Annotated in this window: 19 protein-coding genes; 17 read left to right on the top strand and 2 right to left on the bottom strand. The window is 50.7% G+C overall.

All coding sequences use genetic code 11. From position 1 onward, the window contains the following. Positions 1–11: 11 nt before the first annotated feature. From Q5741_RS11315 to Q5741_RS11240, 16 genes are all read left to right on the top strand, one after another. Positions 12–743, top strand: a complete 732-nt coding sequence (locus tag Q5741_RS11315) for a sugar phosphate nucleotidyltransferase (protein WP_305024198.1) — start codon at positions 12–14, stop codon at positions 741–743. Between the two features lie 277 nt (positions 744–1,020). Further along, positions 1,021–2,016 (top strand): GT-D fold domain-containing protein, encoded by a 996-nt coding sequence (locus Q5741_RS11310; protein WP_305024197.1) that lies wholly within the window; start codon positions 1,021–1,023, stop codon positions 2,014–2,016. 32 nt (positions 2,017–2,048) lie between these two features. Next, positions 2,049–3,515: a glycosyltransferase family 2 protein gene (locus tag Q5741_RS11305; protein WP_305024196.1), complete on the top strand. Its 1,467-nt coding sequence runs from the start codon at positions 2,049–2,051 to the stop codon at positions 3,513–3,515. Positions 3,516–3,636: 121 nt separating this feature from the next. Continuing rightward, a complete protein-coding gene (locus Q5741_RS11300) occupies positions 3,637–3,924 on the top strand; it encodes a nucleoside-diphosphate sugar epimerase (RefSeq protein WP_305024195.1) in 288 nt (95 codons plus the stop codon). Between the two features lie 44 nt (positions 3,925–3,968). After that, complete coding sequence (locus Q5741_RS11295) at positions 3,969–4,298, top strand: restriction endonuclease subunit S (RefSeq protein ID WP_305024194.1); 330 nt, start codon at positions 3,969–3,971, stop codon at positions 4,296–4,298. After that, positions 4,295–4,600 carry a hypothetical protein gene (locus tag Q5741_RS11290; protein WP_305024193.1) on the top strand — a complete coding sequence of 102 codons (306 nt, stop codon included), beginning with the start codon at positions 4,295–4,297 and terminating at the stop codon, positions 4,598–4,600. The genes Q5741_RS11295 and Q5741_RS11290 overlap by 4 nt, the downstream gene beginning before the upstream one ends. Continuing rightward, complete coding sequence (locus tag Q5741_RS11285; RefSeq protein ID WP_305024192.1) at positions 4,597–5,004, top strand: hypothetical protein; 408 nt, start codon at positions 4,597–4,599, stop codon at positions 5,002–5,004. The genes Q5741_RS11290 and Q5741_RS11285 overlap by 4 nt, the downstream gene beginning before the upstream one ends. Before the next feature lie 261 nt (positions 5,005–5,265). Further along, positions 5,266–6,360: a glycosyltransferase family protein gene (locus Q5741_RS11280; protein ID WP_407074350.1), complete on the top strand. Its 1,095-nt coding sequence runs from the start codon at positions 5,266–5,268 to the stop codon at positions 6,358–6,360. A 52-nt stretch (positions 6,361–6,412) separates the two neighbouring features. Continuing rightward, positions 6,413–7,543: a CgeB family protein gene (locus Q5741_RS11275; protein WP_305024190.1), complete on the top strand. Its 1,131-nt coding sequence runs from the start codon at positions 6,413–6,415 to the stop codon at positions 7,541–7,543. A 74-nt stretch (positions 7,544–7,617) separates the two neighbouring features. Further along, complete coding sequence (locus Q5741_RS11270; RefSeq protein ID WP_305024189.1) at positions 7,618–9,219, top strand: glycosyltransferase family 4 protein; 1,602 nt, start codon at positions 7,618–7,620, stop codon at positions 9,217–9,219. A 20-nt stretch (positions 9,220–9,239) separates the two neighbouring features. Next, a complete protein-coding gene (wecB, locus tag Q5741_RS11265) occupies positions 9,240–10,331 on the top strand; it encodes a non-hydrolyzing UDP-N-acetylglucosamine 2-epimerase (RefSeq protein WP_305024188.1) in 1,092 nt (363 codons plus the stop codon). Beyond that, a complete protein-coding gene (locus Q5741_RS11260) occupies positions 10,324–11,310 on the top strand; it encodes a polysaccharide biosynthesis protein (RefSeq protein ID WP_305024187.1) in 987 nt (328 codons plus the stop codon). The genes wecB and Q5741_RS11260 overlap by 8 nt, the downstream gene beginning before the upstream one ends. Next, complete coding sequence (locus tag Q5741_RS11255) at positions 11,307–12,155, top strand: SDR family oxidoreductase (protein WP_305024186.1); 849 nt, start codon at positions 11,307–11,309, stop codon at positions 12,153–12,155. Before Q5741_RS11260 ends, Q5741_RS11255 begins: the two co-directional genes overlap by 4 nt. Next, a complete protein-coding gene (locus Q5741_RS11250; RefSeq protein WP_305024185.1) occupies positions 12,116–13,048 on the top strand; it encodes an NAD-dependent epimerase/dehydratase family protein in 933 nt (310 codons plus the stop codon). The genes Q5741_RS11255 and Q5741_RS11250 overlap by 40 nt, the downstream gene beginning before the upstream one ends. Positions 13,049–13,051: 3 nt before the next feature. After that, positions 13,052–13,774, top strand: coding sequence for a glycosyltransferase family 2 protein (locus Q5741_RS11245; RefSeq protein WP_305024184.1), 723 nt, complete (start codon positions 13,052–13,054; stop codon positions 13,772–13,774). A gap of 46 nt (positions 13,775–13,820) precedes the next feature. Then, positions 13,821–14,891, top strand: a complete 1,071-nt coding sequence (locus Q5741_RS11240; protein WP_305024183.1) for a glycosyltransferase family 4 protein — start codon at positions 13,821–13,823, stop codon at positions 14,889–14,891. Positions 14,892–15,088: 197 nt separating this feature from the next. Here the strand turns inward: Q5741_RS11240 and Q5741_RS11235 are convergent, their stop codons facing one another. Further along, positions 15,089–16,018 (bottom strand): NAD-dependent epimerase/dehydratase family protein, encoded by a 930-nt coding sequence (locus tag Q5741_RS11235; protein ID WP_305024182.1) that lies wholly within the window; start codon positions 16,016–16,018, stop codon positions 15,089–15,091. Between the two features lie 194 nt (positions 16,019–16,212). Here Q5741_RS11235 and Q5741_RS11230 point away from each other — a divergent pair, with 194 nt between their 5' ends. Continuing rightward, complete coding sequence (locus Q5741_RS11230) at positions 16,213–17,286, top strand: glycosyltransferase family 4 protein (RefSeq protein WP_305024181.1); 1,074 nt, start codon at positions 16,213–16,215, stop codon at positions 17,284–17,286. A gap of 103 nt (positions 17,287–17,389) precedes the next feature. Here Q5741_RS11230 and Q5741_RS11225 read toward each other — a convergent pair whose 3' ends face one another. Then, a complete protein-coding gene (locus tag Q5741_RS11225; protein WP_305024180.1) occupies positions 17,390–17,794 on the bottom strand; it encodes a hypothetical protein in 405 nt (134 codons plus the stop codon). Positions 17,795–17,814 lie beyond the last annotated feature (20 nt).

Raw genomic sequence — 17,814 nt, 5'->3', positions numbered from 1 at the left:
GGAGGGATCACATGAAAGGAATTATTCTGGCAGGAGGAACGGGATCACGTCTTGCCCCGCTGACCGAAATGGTCAACAAGCACCTGCTGCCGGTGGGCAGGCATCCCATGATCAGTTACGGTATTAACCGGCTGAAGGAGGCGGGGATTACCGATATTTTATTAATTATCAGCAAGCAGTCAGCAGGTCTCTATACCCAATTCCTGGGTAGTGGAAGCACTTATGGCGTAAGGCTGACTTATCGTATTCAGGATGCGGCTGGAGGGATTGCCGACGCATTGGAGCTGGCACGGCATTATGTTCAGCCCCAGGAGAAATTCGTCGTTCTGCTTGGCGACAACCTCTTCGTGGATGATCTGGGACCCATTGTTCAGGAATATCTGAAGCAGCCGTACGGCACCGCGAAGGTACTGCTGAAACAGGTGGATGATCCGCATCGCTATGGAGTTCCCGAATTTGATCCCCATGACCCTGAAGCGATTCTGCATATTGAGGAGAAGCCGCAGCATCCAAAATCGGATTTCTGTGTCACAGGCATTTATATGTATGATACCAGCGTATTCGAGCTGATTGACGGCATTGTGCCTTCTGCGCGGGGAGAGCTGGAGATTACAGACGTTAACAACCGGTATGCAGAGCAAAAAGCATTAAGCTACGGGATTCTGGAGCAGTATTGGGTCGATGCAGGCACATTTGATTCACTTGAAGAAGCAGGTCTTCAGATGAAAAACCTGCTGCCCTGACCGTTCACACAGAGACAAGGGAGAAGAAACTGGCCCGATTGAAGGGGAGGTGAAGGTGATGAACAATGAAGGGAAAGACCGGGATGATTCGCAACCAACAGCAATGATGGCTGCAATCTCTGGGAAAGCACGAAAAAGGCGGTCCGGAAGTGCACGCAGGCACTATGTCCTTACAAAGCGAATTTCCAGGGCAAGCCAGCGGCGAAAAAATAGAATAAAAAGGAAACGACGAGCATTGTATGCAGGACAAAGGAGAGGCCGTTTACGGAGTTCACGAATGCTCAAGAAGCGCTGTTCGTCGGCTGGACACCACTCGCAACCAGAGACAATTTTAAAAGGCAGTGCCCTTGGAGGCCCTTATTCGTCTAAGGTATCGCCTGCCTCTCCTAAAGGCCCAGCGGACTCTACCGTCTCTTCGGACCAGAGCCAGTATCTCAAAGGTTACCGGGATGGGAGATACGACGGCGCTGAAGGAATTGTTGCATCGCTTCTGCCCCCGCTGACGATTCTGCCGGAATTTTCAGCAGCCGATTTAATCAAAGAAGGCTTTAGGCAAAATGCCGATAAGCTTTATCCCCTGCTTACTGTTGAACAGGTATATGAAAGGCTGGACGAAGGGATTCATGCGGGCCGTCCGCTATCTCTAATCAGGCTTGGAGACGGTGAACTCCTTACATTAGCATACGGCACCGTTCTTCAAGCGGGAGAAGCGGATAGCTTTGCCAGTTTTCTTCCTTATGCGGGAGTACCGCGTCCTACCCCGCAGCTGCAGTCCAGACTGGCGGAATCCATTCGCAGGGCAGATCTGGTTGGCATTCCAGAGGCGAGGTTGCCAACCTATCAGGGACTGCTGTTTCCAGTCCTTCAGCATTTCGGTCTGCCGTGGCGGGAACTGTGCCTAACGAGCTCTGCGATCAACTACATGCTGCAAGGGGCTGGATTGCTTCTCCCCCTGCTGCAGGGAAGAAAGGTTCTGGTTGCTGGTAATAAGGCAGAGGGATTAGCCGAAATGCTCGTTGCGCACGGAGTTCTCGTCACTGGTGTTATCAGACCAGTCCGTGGTTTTGAAGACGTGGATGCTGTAGTGGCGCAGGCGGAAGCGGTAACGGCCAGTTTCGATATCGCATTGGTGGCTGCCGGTGTGCCAGCTGTTGTCATCTGCGAGCAGATTGCTTCGCGCCTTGGCAGGACGGCTCTGGATATTGGGCATTTGGCTGACAAGCTGGCCTCCGGAGAGCTGCAGCTGCAGCCAGTCCCCCGGAGCACTCAATGAAATAAGGAATCGACTATGCGGAGGTGATACGGATGCGAAGAAGAAGCTTAGGGTATACAGCGGGGCTGGTATTTACATCAGGAAAGCGAAGTAGAAAAAGATCACGTCGCAAAGTCAGACTGGGAGAGAAAGCTGCCCGCAGGAGATACGCAGCAGGTTATGCAAGAGGTCATGAAGAAGGGAGGAAGCTGGGCCAGTCTTCATTTGGCAAAATATTCGAAGGCACAAGTATTATCATTCCTACCTTTAACAAGCTTGAGCTTCTAAAAGCTTGTGTTGACAGCATTGAGGCATATACTATTCCGCCATACGAGATCATAGTTGTTGACAATGGATCCACAGACGGCACCCGAGATTACTTGCTCAGACGGAGTGTTTCAATGCGGTACTGTATACTGCCGGAGAACAAGGGGTTTGCCGGCGGAGTAAACCATGGACTGATGATGGCTAAGGGAAGCCGTATTGTCGTGCTGAACAACGATACGATTGTGACACCGAATTGGCTGGATCATATGCTGTCCTGTCTTGACAGTGATGCCAGCATCGGTTTGGTAGGACCCGTAACTAACTATATCAGCGGTGAACAGCAGATAGATGTTCCATATCAGCCTGATCAGATCGGAGAAATGTTAGCGTTCGCCCAGCATAACAATAAGCCGGATCCGGGACGCTGGCGCGAGACGAACCGGCTCGTCGGCTTTTGTTTCCTATTCCGACGGGAAGCCCTGGAACAGGTCGGTTACTTCGATGAAGGTTTTCGGATTGGCAATTACGAAGATGAAGATTGGATTCTTCGGATGAAGCTGACAGGCCAGCGGCTTATGATTGCTGGTGACGCATTTATCCATCATGCAGGAAGTGCGAGCATGAAGACATTAAGACATGACGATTTTCACCGCATTAATGAGCATAATCGGCTGTATTTTGAAAGAAAATGGGAGCATCTCTCTGCCTGGTTGGAAGGGGTTAGCCGGCATGGTCATGAAGCGGAACACCCACGCAGCCTATCCGCGGTGCAACGCTACCCGGATGGCATAATTGTCAAAGGTCCTTCCGGCCAAATCTATTGGCTGGAGCAAGGGGTCAAGTATCCGCTTTTTACAGGTTCCTCCGTGAAGGAGACATGGATACTGCCCTTCGAGCCGGTACGTCTTTCGCGTTACGACCTGCTTGTCTATGAGCAGGGAAACTTTATAACTGTACAGGATGTTCAGCAGCGGCTTGAACTTATGCCGATCACCTTTGATGATACCTTTTTGGAGAATATCTCAAATTGTGATGGTCAGTTCATATCCGCAGGCTATTCCTCGGTCCAGCGATACTATCAGATACGCTCGGGTTCTCTCTGTCCGCTTTTATCAACTTATGCGGCCGAGGAATGGAGACTGCCGCAACGTAACCTTCCGACCATTAGTGAGTCGGAGTATAAGCTTCTTCAGCAGCTGCTGTCTCCAGGTACACCGATTATGGCTCCTCCGAAGCTGTCTGAAGGTTTATGAAAATGATGTAGTGCCCATGGAACTGCCTTCCGGGCATTCGCATATGCTGTAGCAGGTGAGCAGATAGGGCGGACAGCATGCTGAAGTATGCAGTGTCCGGCATCAAGGAAGGAGTTCATCTATGCAAAGTAAAGTGAACGAGCTGCTGGCACATATATCCAACTCTCATCAGCAGATGGCTCGGCTTCTGGATGCAGAACGGCAGGTCGCTGTCCGTATGTCCCAGATTATTCATCATTTGCCTGATGAAGAGCCGGATCTAAATGGAGTGCCTGGCTTAATTGAAAGCTCCGGACAGATTCACAAGAGTATCGTAGGATACCTGAACGGATTGGCTGATCTGCAGGAAGCGATGGCAGAAACGCTCGGCCAGGTAATGAAAGAGATTGGGGATCTGGATGAGGAGTAGCTTTTCGTCGCAAGACAAACGGCGAATGGAAGAGGAGGGAAGAAATGAGCCGGGAACAGACTTTTACACATATGCTTGATGCAGCAGCCAAGATGCAGTGGAATATCGCAGTCATTCTGGAAGCTAAGGCGGTGGAAGCAGAGAAGATCAGAAACTGGTCTCTGAACCATCTGCATCCGCATGCTTTTGATACACACGAGGAACAGCTGAGGGAGCCACTGCAGCTGCATGAGCAGATTATTGAAATGCTGGAAGGACTGACCAAGCTGGAAAATGGCCTTTGCAGCAATCTGAAGGCTTTGCTTGTGCAGGAGGAAGATGGCGGAGGCGGGATGTTCGATGGCGGCTTTGAGATGGAGAGCGGAGACAGATGAGCTATTTACGTCAAGAACGGGCGGCGAAGCTTGCTATGATGGAGTCTATCGCGGCAAGCCAGCAGGCTCTCGCCCGCATGTTACACTGCATCGCTGATATATCCTCATATTCGGATTCGACGGCCAAAAGTCTGGCCGAGAATATCAGGCTGCTGACCCAGTATCAGGGACAGATGGCCTTTGTCATATCCGGTATTGAATGGCAAAGACAACATTATGGCACTCCTTCACTGCCATGGTTTAACGAAGCTTGTGACGCAGTATGGTATGCCGTTCGGGGAGTACTGGAGGGATCAGAATGAGTCAATTGAGTATTGGAGAACACAAACGGCGGTCGAGAACGCATGGCCGTTCCGCGAAGCTGCTGCGGGGGCGCCGTTCCAGGCTGAAGCTGCGCAGGTTGAAGCTGCGCAGACTGAAGCTACGCAGGAAGAAGCTTCGTCTGCAGAAGCGTTCTTCCAGCCGGCATCTGAGACAGAAGCTGCTGCTGAAGCGAAAGTTGCGTATGAAGAATAAAAGACGGATGAAGAAGCTGAAGCGAATCAGAGGAATACACAAGCATGGTGCTGTGCCTTCTCCCCCGCTTGCAGCCAATGGTACATCTACGTTTAGTCAGGGATATGAAGAAGCTTATAATGAAGGTTTCAATGCAGGCTTTGCAAAAGGATTCGAGGATGGCCATCAACTGTCCTACAAGTCGCAATAACACATACCGTGCGAAACACAGCGGTAAAACATATGTGAACAGGCCAGCCGAATGAACAGCTGGCCTATTTTCAATGCGCAGGGATGGACAAGGAACGATCGCTTTGCGTTTTGGTATAACACTCTATTATGTGGTCCATGTCAGCCGAGAGGAAGCACAGGGCGGAAGCCAATTTTGTGCAGGCCGGGGCACCCGTCCATGATGCATTTGTTCCCTCCGCATATAGTTAAGGGAACAACATCCATAAACCCATACAGGCGGGTGAACAAGGTGGCCCAACAACAAAGTGCCGCGATAGCAGCAAATTACCGGGACGGGTATCGTGAAGGCCTGCGTCTTGGCGGGTGTGAGTCCATTTTGAAGCGGGTCCGCGTACCTGAGCCTTATTATCGTGACGTCAAGGTACTGTATATCCCGCAGGGATTTGAATCCATTGACAGCGGTATTAGGGACGCGCTTCAGAAGAACGTTCGGGAGTGTGTGGTCGGCACAGCGGAAGGGATCCTGGAGGCAGCCCGGGCGCACCGGCCGGATTTGGTCCTGGTCTTGAATGGACTGCATGTATTTCCAGAAAACCAGGTCGAACAGATTAAGGAAGTAAGGGCGATGGGCATTCGGACTGCGATCTGGTTCGTGGATGATCCTTATTTCACATCAAGCACCTCTGTACTATCCAGTCACTATGACCTGGTGTTCACGCATGAAATGAATTGTGTTTCCTTTTACAAAGGTCTGGGTGCAAGGCGGGTTCATTACATGCCGCTCGCCGTACATCCCGAACTGTATGCTCCTCGCAGAATCAGTCCGGAATACGACTCGGACATCTGTTTCATCGGCAATGCGTTCTGGAACCGTGTGGAGCTCTTCGACAAGCTGGCCCCCTTTCTGACCGGAAAGAAGGTGATCATTGCAGGCGGATTCTGGGAACGGCTGAACCGGAAGGATCTGCTGGGTGAGTTCATTCGCCCGGGCTGGATGGCACCGGAAGAGGTGGCCAAACATTACAATGGTGCCCGGATCGTTATTAATCTGCATCGTCCATCCGAACCTGGCCAGGACAATCAGAATTCATTTGGACTCGGAGCCAATTCAATCAACCCGCGGACGTATGAGATCAGCGCCTGCGGAACCCTCCAGCTAACAGACTGGCGGAAGGATCTGGTGCAGTATTATCGTCCGGGCTATGATCTGGAAACCTTTACCTCAGCAGAAGAGCTGCAGCTGAAGCTGGCCTATTACCTGGAGCATGAAAAGGAACGAAGAGAAATGGCCTGGCGTGGACTCTATACGACCATGGAGAGGCATACCTACACGATGCGCATGCGTTCACTGCTGGCTTTAGCGTTGGCTGAATGAATAGGTCTCGCAACCTGTCCAAAAAGAAGATTATACAAAGGAGTGGCGTTTCATGAGAAAGCACAAGCCAACACGTCCTCGAGCCGCCAGTATCAGCCCGGCGGCGGAATACAGACGAGGCCGGCAGGCCGGATATCTGGCAGGCCAGGAAGAGGGGTATTTGCGCGGCCGTGCCAATTTCCTCTTTACACAGCCGCAGGAACCGTTACCATTCAGGCAGATCCACATCCTGTATGTTAGCTCAGGCAAAGGATTCCCATATTCGCCGATTGATGAAGCGATTATTGCGACACTGCAGACATTGGCTGCTAAAGTCAGTGTCACTGATCCGCGCCAGCCCCTCGTGTCTCAGGCTCAGGAGCTCTGCCCGGATCTCCTGCTTGCGCTGGACGGCATGGAGTTCCCGCTGGACCAGATCGATGCTGTACGCGCAATGGGAATCCGAACAGCCGTGTGGCTGACAGATGATCCGTACTATACAGACATGACGTTGAATATGGTTGTTCATTTTGACCACGTTTTTACACTCGAATTTAACTGCGTGGAATTGTATCGCCAGCACGGATGTCCATCCGTGCACTATCTTCCTTTTGCTGCGTTCACCCAGCACTATGCTCCACTTGCCACACGGTCAAAAGTTCAGAAAGAGGTCGCTTTTATAGGCTCCGCCTATTGGAACCGTGTATATTATTTCAACCCGATTATGCCACGGTTGATGTCCAAAGACACGGTAATCAATGGGATCTGGTGGGACCGCATACCGGATTATAAGTTATATCAGGAAAAAATCGGATTAGGTACATGGTTGGGCCCACGGGATACCAGTAAAATCTACAACGGCTCCAAAATTGTCATTAACCTTCACCGCTCCATCGAAGATGACTCCGTCAACAACAACCAGCTGAAGATGGACGGCGTTTCCCCCAATCCGCGTACTTTCGAGATCAATGCCTGCGCCACTTTGCAGCTGACCGATATACGAAGTGATCTGGCGCGGTTCTATGAGCCTGGGAAGGAAATCGAGACTTACAGCTCACCTCAGGAGCTGATGGACAAAATCGACTATTACCTCGCGCATGAAGAAGAACGCAGGGAAATTGCACTAAACGGGCTTGCTCGTACATTGCGGGATCATACCTACAGCTCTCGTCTGAATGAGATGCTTACGCTCATTTTTCCCTGAGGAATCCTGCTGAGGAATGAGTTTGAAGGAGGTGAAGGGCGGACCCTGCAGCAGACTGCAGCGGTTCGCAACTTATGGCGAGAAGAGCAAAGATCCTGCTGTTTTGCCATGTCAGCAATACTCGCAGCATCACGGGGGCAGAAAAACTGCTGCTTCACTTCTGCAGGGAGCTGGGGAAGTATTTTGACTGTGTGCTGATCGCGCCAAATGAAGGCAAGATGACGGCGATGGCCCGGCGGCATGGAATTCAAGTGCGTCTGCTTTCTTCGCCCATGCTTCATGGTATGTGCAGCCCCTATCAAGGACTTGAGCGAGATGCAGAGCAGCTGCGACAGCATCCCTCGTTCGCTAAAATGGTGGATCTGGTATGCAATGAGCAGCCGGATGCGCTTCTGACGAATACTTGTGTGAATGTTCTGCCCGCTCTTGTAGGCAAGCATCTGGGTATTCCGGTGATCTGGAAGGTGACTGAGATTGTAGCTTCAAGTCCGTTTACGTCCATTGGAGCCGGAATTATCGATGCCTATAGCGACTGGGTTATCGGCATTTCAGATGCAGTCATGGAGCCGCTGAAGCAGGGCAGCATCCCATCCAAATTTTCCATTCTGCCGCCTTCCTGGAATGCTGAGCTTCCGGAGCCGTACCGCTGGCCTGAGATGAGAAGTCTCAAACGTGAAGAATTAGGCTTTCGCAGATCTAGACTTTGCATCGGGTATATTTCTTCTTTTATTTATGAAGGCAAAGGATTGAAGTACTTTATCCAGATGGCTTTGAGGCTGTGTGATACGCATCCCCGGTGCAGATACTGGATTATTGGCAGTCCTGCGGACCGTAAGTATTACAACGATTGCGTTGATATGATCAAAAGCTCAAGATATGCTAAACGTTTTGTATTTACTCCGTTTGTAGACCCGGTGGCATCGGCTTACCTTGCTATGGATATCGTTGTGGTTCCGAGTATGGTGCCTGAAGGATTCGGAATGACGGCTCTGGAGGGATTGCTCTTCAGTAAGCCGGTTGTCGCATTCCGGCAGGGCGGTCTCGCCGAACTTATGGAGAATGTCAATAACGGGGAACTGCTGGTTGAGGCTGGTGACAGCCAAGGCCTTGCGAATCGGGTTGCCGTACTTCTGGATCACCCTGAACAGACGCGTGATCGCGGAATTCATTGTCACTTGGAGGCTCGGCGCATTTATGGTATCGAAGCCTACCGGGAAAAAATGCATGCCATGGTCACCCAATGGATTCGGCAGTACCCGTCCTGGTTTCCCATGATAAAGCAGCCGGGTGGTCCAGTGTATGTCTGGGATCAGGGCGAACTCCGGAGAATGGAGGTGGAGGACCCGGCACAGAAGCTGGTCAGAGAATTTCCCCCGACGGTTCTTCATAGTCTACCTCTATCCACACAGCCGCCGCTTAATCAAGGGGCAGCGCTGGAACTGGCAGCAGCACCTTCACCTCCAGCTGTACCAGCCGCGGCAGGCAGTGGAAAAAAGCGCCGCCGGCGCAAAGTTACGAAACGGAAGCGGTCAACCGGTGCCAAACGGAGGGTCAAGCGTCGCGGACTGCGACGGGCAGGCCGGCAGATCGCAGTCGGACAGCGGCGACGGCGGGTGACCCTGACTGCCCGCCGGGCAAAGAAACGGCAGCTCCGTAACAGAGCAGCCACACGTTAATGGAGGCAGGGATAGCTAATATGAAAATATTAACGGTACTCGGTACCCGGCCGGAGATTATTCGGCTCAGTCTTATTATTCCGAAGCTTGATCAATATGCAACTGGTCACGTGCTGGTTCATACAGGGCAAAATTACACGGAAAGTCTGAGTGGTATCTTCTTCCGTGAGCTGGGTCTGCGCGCCCCGGATTACGTGCTGCAGGAGCAGGCTGGTACGCTTGGCAGCCAGTTGGCTTCTATGTTCCTGCAGATGGAAGACATCCTGAAGCATGAGAAGCCCGATAAAATTCTGCTTCTCGGGGACACGAACAGCGCACTGTGCGCGCTGCTTGCTGAGCGGCTGGGCTATCCGGTAGTTCATATGGAAGCCGGCAACCGCTGCTTTGATCTAACGGTACCAGAAGAGAAGAATCGTCGTGTGATTGATGCCATCTCCTCCATTAATATGCCCTATACAGAACAAAGTCGCCAGCATCTTCTCCGTGAGGGTGTGCCCAGCCAACGGATTATTCTGACCGGCAATCCCATCTACGAGGTCATGCGTTATTATGAACCGCAGATTATGGCTTCCGGTATTCTAAAACAGCTGCAGCTGGAACCGGATCAATATGTACTTGTCACGGCCCACCGGGCAGAGAATGTGGATATTCCCGAGCATCTGCTTGCCATTCTGGGAGGGTTGAATCGGGTTGCTGAGGAACACGGCAACCCGGTGATCTGCAGTATTCATCCCCGAACAGCTGCCCGTATTGCCCAGCACCCGCCTATGGCGGTCCACCCGCTGGTGGAATTCCATAGACCGTTCGGTTTCTTCGACTTTGTCCGGCTGGAGCGGCATGCACTATGCGTGCTGACCGACAGTGGCACCGTACAGGAAGAGTGCTGCATCATGCATGTACCGACCGTCACAATGCGCCGTACTACCGAACGACCTGAGACAATTGATTGCGGGAGTAATATCGTATCCGGCCTGGATGCAGCATCCATTGCCCGTTCTGCTTCGCTGATGGTGAAACTGAGCCGGGTGTGGGAACGCCCGAATGGGTATCTGGCGGAAGATGTATCTGACAAAGTTGTTAAATTTCTGCTTGGAGGGAAACTGAATGTTTGAGAATAAACGCATTCTGGTTACAGGGGGAACCGGCTCTTGGGGTCATGAGCTGGTGAGCCAGCTGCTGCCGCTGAATCCAAAGGAAATTATCATCTACTCCCGCGGCGAATCGAGTCAAGTTGCCATGAGCCGCCAGTTTGATGATCCGAGGTTAGTTTTCCGTATCGGAGATATCCGTGATAAGGATGCACTATCTGCAGCATGTCAGGGAGTCGACTATGTCTTCCATCTGGCTGCCCTGAAGCACGTTCCCGTCTGTGAAGAACAGCCTTATGAAGCGCTTAAAACCAATGTGGTAGGGACACAAAATGTGATTGAGGCGGCTATCGATAACCATGTGACGAAGGTGGTTTACATTTCTACCGACAAAGCAGCCAACCCATCCAATTTCTATGGTATGACCAAGGCAATCGGGGAGAAGCTGATTGTTTATGCCAACCTGTTGAATAGCAATACTTCATTCGTGACCGTCCGAGGCGGCAATGTACTCGGAACCAATGGCAGCGTCGTGCATCTGTTCAAAAGCCAGATTGCCGATAAAGGTGAGGTACAGATCACGGACCTGCAGATGACTCGATTCTTTCTGACCCTGCGCGATGCGATCAAGCTGTTGTTTAAGGCATCTGAAGCCAGTGTGGGCGGTGAAATCTTCGTCATGTCCATGCCGACCTGCCGGATAGTCGAATTGGCCGAAGTCCTAGCGGAAGATATGGGGGTAGAGGATGTACGGGTGATCGAGAAAGGGATCCGTCCAGGTGAGAAAATCCATGAAATTCTGATGAGTGATTTTGAGAGCCAGACGACGGTCATTTACGATGAAGAATATCTGGTCATTCTGCCCATGCTTGACATTGCAGGTCTCAAGGAACATTACAGGGATTACCCGAAAGTAACCTTTGACAGCTTCAGTTCCGGACAAAATCTGATGAACAAGAATGAAATCAGAGATATTTTGCAGCGTGGAGGCTTCTTGTCATGAAGGTCCTGATTCTGGGCGGTACCGGAATGTTGGGACATGTTCTGGTGCAGTATTTTACAGCACTTGAGGAGTATACAGTGACCTATACGACCCGGAATCCCGAAGATCGATCCAGCCTTCAGCTCGATGTAACCGACAGCCAAGCGGTTGATTGTCTTATAGATGTAATCCGGCCGCATCTGATCATTAATGCAACTGGAGTATTAAATGGTGATGCTCAAAAGAACAGCCGTACGGCCTATCATGTCAATGGCTTCCTGCCCCATCAGCTGCGCCATGCAGCTGACAGGGTAGGGGCAAAATTGATCCACGTCAGTACGGATTGTGTGTTTCTGGGTGACAAGGGCGGATATACCGAGCAGACCCTTCCTGACGGTAAGAGCGTATATGCCCGAACGAAAGCGATAGGTGAAGTTCGCGGCGAACGGCACCTGACAATTCGCACATCCATTATTGGACCGGAGATCCGCCAAGATGGAATTGGACTATTGAATTGGTTCCTGCAGCAGGAAGGGGAGGTGAGCGGATACCGTCATGTCTATTGGAATGGTATAACCACACTTGAACTTGCCAAGGCGATTCATTCGCTGTGGAAGCAGCCGGTATCAGGCCTCATTCATCTCGTCTCCCCACAGATCATCAGCAAATACGAACTGCTGCTCCTATTCCAGGAAATCTGGCGCATACCTGGCATCCGTATCGTCCCGTCTGATCTGCCTGTCCTGGACCGGACTCTGGTATCAACCCGGGAGGATGTCAACTATTCAGTTCCCGGTTACCACGAAATGTTGAAGGAGCTGGAGGAATGGACGCGCAGCACAACCGACAATCCAACGTTATCCTGATTACCGGCGCACTTGGTTTTACCGGAATTCATGCGTGCAGGCATTTTGCGGATCTCGGGTGGAGGGTGGCCGCACTTGTACGTAAAATACCTGCCTCGCTGCCCTCGGGCCTGCCGGAGAATATGGATATATATAGCTGTGATCTCTTGGACAAAGAAAAATTGAAACGGGTTGTGAAGCAGATTTCACCTGACTATGTCCTTCATCTCGGCGGCAAAAATTCGGTTCCTGAATCATGGGAACATCCGCTTCTTTATCTGGAAACGAATGTCATGTCGACGCTGTATCTCCTGGATGCGCTGCGTCCGCTGGTGCATACCCGGGTTGTGATTGTCGGCTCTCGGGTCACCTTAGAAATGAGAGGGAATTATGGAGAGATCCATCCCTACTGTTTAAGCAAGTCCTTGCAGGAGCAGGCAGCTCTTCAATGGAGGGAGTTATTCGGCCAGCATATCGTCATAGCAGAACCATCGAATCTGGTGGGGCCAGGTCCTTCCACAGGTTTTTGTGCCCTGCTGGCTCATTATATGGTGTCTTGTGATATGGCAGATTCTGTCTCACAGCCATTTCATATTTCTTCCCGTGTCACCAAACGGGATTTTCTCGATGTCAGAGATGCGGTAAGAGCGTATGCAGTTCTTCTTCAAAAAGGAGATCCTGGAAGCATTTACCCTGTCTGCTCCGGGAAGCAGTCTACACTGGAGACTATGGCCGTAATGATGATGCAGCAGGCGGGCAGGAACTATACAATCGAGTATGGCAATCAACCGGAAAACACAGATCATCCGGAGTCGCCCCCGGAAGCTCTGAACAGATTAGGGTGGGAGCCGCATGTTACCCTTCGTGAATCGATTAAGGATGTGGTTACCTATTTCCGCATGAAAGGAGTGTAAAGAATGAAGCCAACGGTGAGCATCATTATCCCATTTTACAATTGTCCTTACATTGATCGTGCGGTTGCCAGTGCATTGGAACAGACCTACGATGCTGTGGAAATTCTGGTCATTGATGACGGGTCGACCTCAAATGCGGATCGTCTGGCCCCTTATCGGGACCGCGTCCATTATCTGGGTAAAGCTAATGGCGGGACAGCAAGTGCCTTGAATCATGGCATCCGTTATGCTGGTGGAGATTATATTGCATGGTTAAGTGCGGATGATATTTTTTATCCAGGCAAGATCGAAAATCAGCTGCAGTTTATGCTGACCCATAATGCTCTGATTTCACACACCAACTTTGATTTTATCAATGCAGAAAGTCAGGTAACTTCTTACGCTGCCGGTGCTGTTTTCGCCGAACCGGTTGCTTTTGCCTCCAGCTTTTTTAATATGAATCCGGTCAATGGGTGTACGGTGATGATTAAGAAAGAAATATTCACCCATCTAGGAAATTTTAATGAGTCGCTGCGCTATACGCATGATCTGGATTTCTGGTACCGTGTGGTGCTAAGCCGTGTTCCTTTTCCATATCTGAACGAGAATCTTACGGCCTACCGAGTCCATGAGGGGATGGGGTCACAGCGTTATCGGCCGCAGATCCATGAAGAATGGCGTGCAGTCCAACGTGTGTATGACGGGGCCATGCGGGGTTTGATCCGAAGTATGGGGGGGGAAGCATGAGCATGCTCATACTCAGAAAAAAGGATTTAATCAGGAGGGCGAGGCGATGAACGTTTTGTTCGTATTTTATAACCCCAGCGGAGGAATGGATACGGTTAACCGGGAGAGGGTAGATGCGCTTCGTGCCTATGGAATCAACGGTCACTGTCTGTACTTCATGTCTGGTCCAGGTGTGCAGAACAACTATCCAATGCCTACATTTGTGACTAACAATGATAACGATATTTACCAAATCCTGATGCAGGGTTCCTATACCGCAATTATTGTCGTTTCCGCCTATGATACACTACCTCGTTTGCGTGGACTGGGCTACACCGGCAGGCTGATTTTTGAAGTCCAGGGATTCGGACCGAAGGAAGTGGCCCGGCAGGTACTGAGCCAGGCGCAGCCCGTTATCGAGACTTATGCGGATGCCCTTCTTACGCCATATACACCGCATATTGTCGAAATACTTCAGCAGGTCTATCCTGCGAAGCCCAAGTTTAATATCCACAACTGTCTGAACACGAGTCGATTCTCTTATCGTGCTCATCCCCGGTTGGAAAACCCAGTGCTCGCGTGGATTGGACGAATCGAAGATAACAAAAACTGGAACGAGTTTTTGTTAATCTCTCATCATTTGCTTCAACACCGCCCAGATCTGCGGCTGTGGATGTTCGAAGATCCGGCTCTGTCTGCCCCAGTGGAACGTCAGCAGTTCTACCAAATGATTCAAGAACTTGAATTACAACATTACCTTACGATTCACGCAGATGTCCCGCACGCTGCTATGCCTGACTATTTCTCAAGAGTCGGGGACTCTGGGGGGATGCTCATCTCCACGTCAAAAGTGGAAGGTGGCCCGATGTCTGTTCTTGAAGCCATAAGCTGCCGCTGTCCGGTGCTTACGACAGACTCCGACGGGGTGCGCAGTGCGGTCGTTCACAACATTACAGGAAAATATTATACCCTCGGCAATATCCAGGAGGCAGTACAAGAAGCGCTTACGCTGATGCATGATCACACGCTAAGAAATAATATCACGGAACAGGCGCTTGCACATGTCCAAATGTATTTTTCTCCTGAGCAGTATGGAACCAGCTTTCGCAGCATGCTTGTTCAGTTAGGTGTCTACTAGAGAATCTGGAAAAAATGACGAATGGATCAAGATCGTATCCTGTAGAATGTCATGGGTAAACCCTCAGGTCTACCCATGACATTCTAGATTTTTTTGTTTAACCCCCTTTTTTTAGCAATTAAAAAAGAGGGGACCCCCCTCAATTTGAAAACTTGAAAATTCGCTGGTGGTTTAAGCTTGATCGATGAGATGAGCGGCTATGGGCAGCCAGGGCTAGATGCCGCATAGTAGTCATACAGCTGCCGAAGGCCGTCATCAATACTGAAGCGCGGTGTCCATTGGAGCTCTTTCGCTGCATGAGCATGAAGCAGGCAGCTATCCCGGATATCTCCGGATTTGGCCGGCGCGTAATCCAACAGGAGCGGCGAGGAATGCATTGCACCCAGAAGTGCGGCCAGCGTATTGACCGACCGGCCATGACCTGTACTGATATTAAACACCCCCTGATTGCCGTTATGGACAGCGGCAATATTCGCTGCAGCTACGTCTTTGACATAAATGAAGTCCCGGGTCTGTTCGCCGTCACCATAGATGGTCAAAGGGCTGCCTGTAAACAGCCGGTTCATGAACTGGGCGACGACGCCACCTTCACCTTTGGTATTCTGTCTCGGTCCATATACATTCGCGTATCTTAAGATGGTATAAGGTACGCCGTAAAGAGCGTGATAAAGAGTGATATAAGATTCGGCTGCGAGTTTGGACAAGCCGTAAAAGGAGAGTGGCTGAACCCTGTGCTGTTCGTCAACAGGCAAATATTCGGGGTTGCCATACACTCCCGAGGTAGATGAGAAGATCATCTTGGTCATCTTGTTCCGGACACAGCCTTCCAGTACGTTGAGCGTTCCCAAAATGTTCACGGAAGCATCATGGGCCGGATTACTGATGGAGTGCTGAACATCGCACTGGGCGGCAAGGTGAAAGACCGTGTCATACCGCTCGGCGGCCATAAGGTGCTGCAGTGATGCCGAGCGGACATCTTCCTCAATAAATGTAACGTTCTCAGGCACATTGGAGATGCTGCCGCTCGAAAGATTATCAACGATATGAACCTCAACATTTTGTTCCAGCAAGGTTTCGGCAAGATGGGAGCCGATAAAACCCGCTCCGCCAGTAATGAGCATTTTCATTGCATATCATTCTCCTGTCCTTGGCTCTGGGTATTCATACCATCGTATGAATGGAAGACGAAGGAGGTATGGGCAGTTCAGTAAGACCAAGAAATTACAAAGGGCTGGACATCAGAACAGTCAATCATCCTCAAATTTCAATATATTGTAGGTAAAGTGCGAGTTCGCATTTTTGAGGAGGAGGGGCATCGTTAATGAAGGTTTTGTTTATGTTCTATGTGCCGAGCGGAGGAGTGGATACCCTGAATCGCCAGCGATGTCTGGCTCTGAGAGGTCATGGCGTGGAATGTCATTGTCTGTATATCAGACCAGGTGCCGGTATTCAGAATGCTGGGGACATCCCTACTTTTGTGACATCGAATGAAGCGGAGATCGGTCAACTCATTCAAACACATGGTTATACAGCGATTATCGTGGTGTCGGCCTATGAGTATATTCCCTTTATTCGTCAGATCGGTTATACAGGAATTATTATTTTTGAGGTTCAGGGATATGGGCCGCAGGATCAGGCCCGCCAGGCGCTGATGCAGGCCCAGCCTTATGTCTTACCGTATGTCAATGGGGTGCTTAATCCGAATACACCGCATATTACGGCTCTGTTTGAGGAGCTTTTTCCCAACATTACGCGTTTCGGTTTTAATAATAGTATGGATACCCATTCTTTTACCTATCGTGGTTTGCCGCCAGCGGGACATCCTGTCATCGCCTGGCTTGGCAGGTTTGAACGGGGAGATAACAAGAACTGGCGTGAATTTCTAATGCTCACGCATCATCTAGTGCACGTTAACCCGGCCATTCAACTCTGGATGTTTGAAGACATCAATTTGTCTGTACCGGAGGAGAGAGCCGCTTTCTACGATATGCTGCAGTTATTAAATGTGGGAGCTAACACGAGGGTACTGTCGAATATTCCTCACCCGATTATGGCAGATTATTTTTCGATTATAGGCGATTCCGGCGGTTTTTTGTGTTTGACCTCCAAGACGGAGGGTGCACCTTATGCAGTGATAGAAGCGATGAGCTGTCGCTGTCCGGTATTATCTACGGATATAGACGGCGTTCGGAGTTCGTTGATCCACAACGTTACAGGTAAAGTGTATCCGATGGGTGATATAACGAGCGGGTTCTATGAGGCGCTGGAGCTGATGCAGAATACAGTTCTGCGCAACGCATTGATCCACAACGCACAAGTACATGTGCGGCAGGAATTCTCTCCAGAAAAATACTGCAGGGAATTTATTGGCATGCTTAGAGCACTTACGAATTGAATTGTCCATGATGTTTCCCTCTTCCGGGCATTGTCGGATGATAAATATGTACTTACCGGAGCTGCCGATCATCGGCAGCTCCGGTATTTTGCAGCAGCGTGAATTAGTCGGCAGCGGCAATTCCAGTGAATGCACGGGCACCGAGTGTAGCACCGGCAGCACTTGCTACGACCTGCATCTGATATTGGAGCAGGCCGCCGGCAGGTGTTAGCGGCAGATCGGCGGCTTCAAAACCGGCCGATACCTGTTCGTTGGCTGTCGTAGATGTGAAAGTAGTGGTGAAGATAACGGTCGCTCCTCGCAAAACGGTAATAGTGATCGTAGCTCCAGGAGTAGCGGGGGCTGTTATCTTCGCAAAACCTTGCAGTGCAACACGGATCTGACCGACTGCGCCGGTTGTTACCAGACCAATATCACCAGTCAATGTCGGTGTGCCGGTAGGGATCGCAGCCGTGATGGCATCTGTATTGCTCTGGACAGAGGTTCTTAGATCCAGAAAAGTTGGCATAAGCTTCATCTCCCTTCAGG

This window comes from Paenibacillus lacisoli (assembly GCF_030580655.1).
In the GTDB taxonomy this organism is placed as follows: domain Bacteria; phylum Bacillota; class Bacilli; order Paenibacillales; family Paenibacillaceae; genus Paenibacillus; species Paenibacillus lacisoli.
Note: the sequence above shows the minus strand (reverse complement) of the source record. Positions and strands in the feature narration are given on the sequence as shown.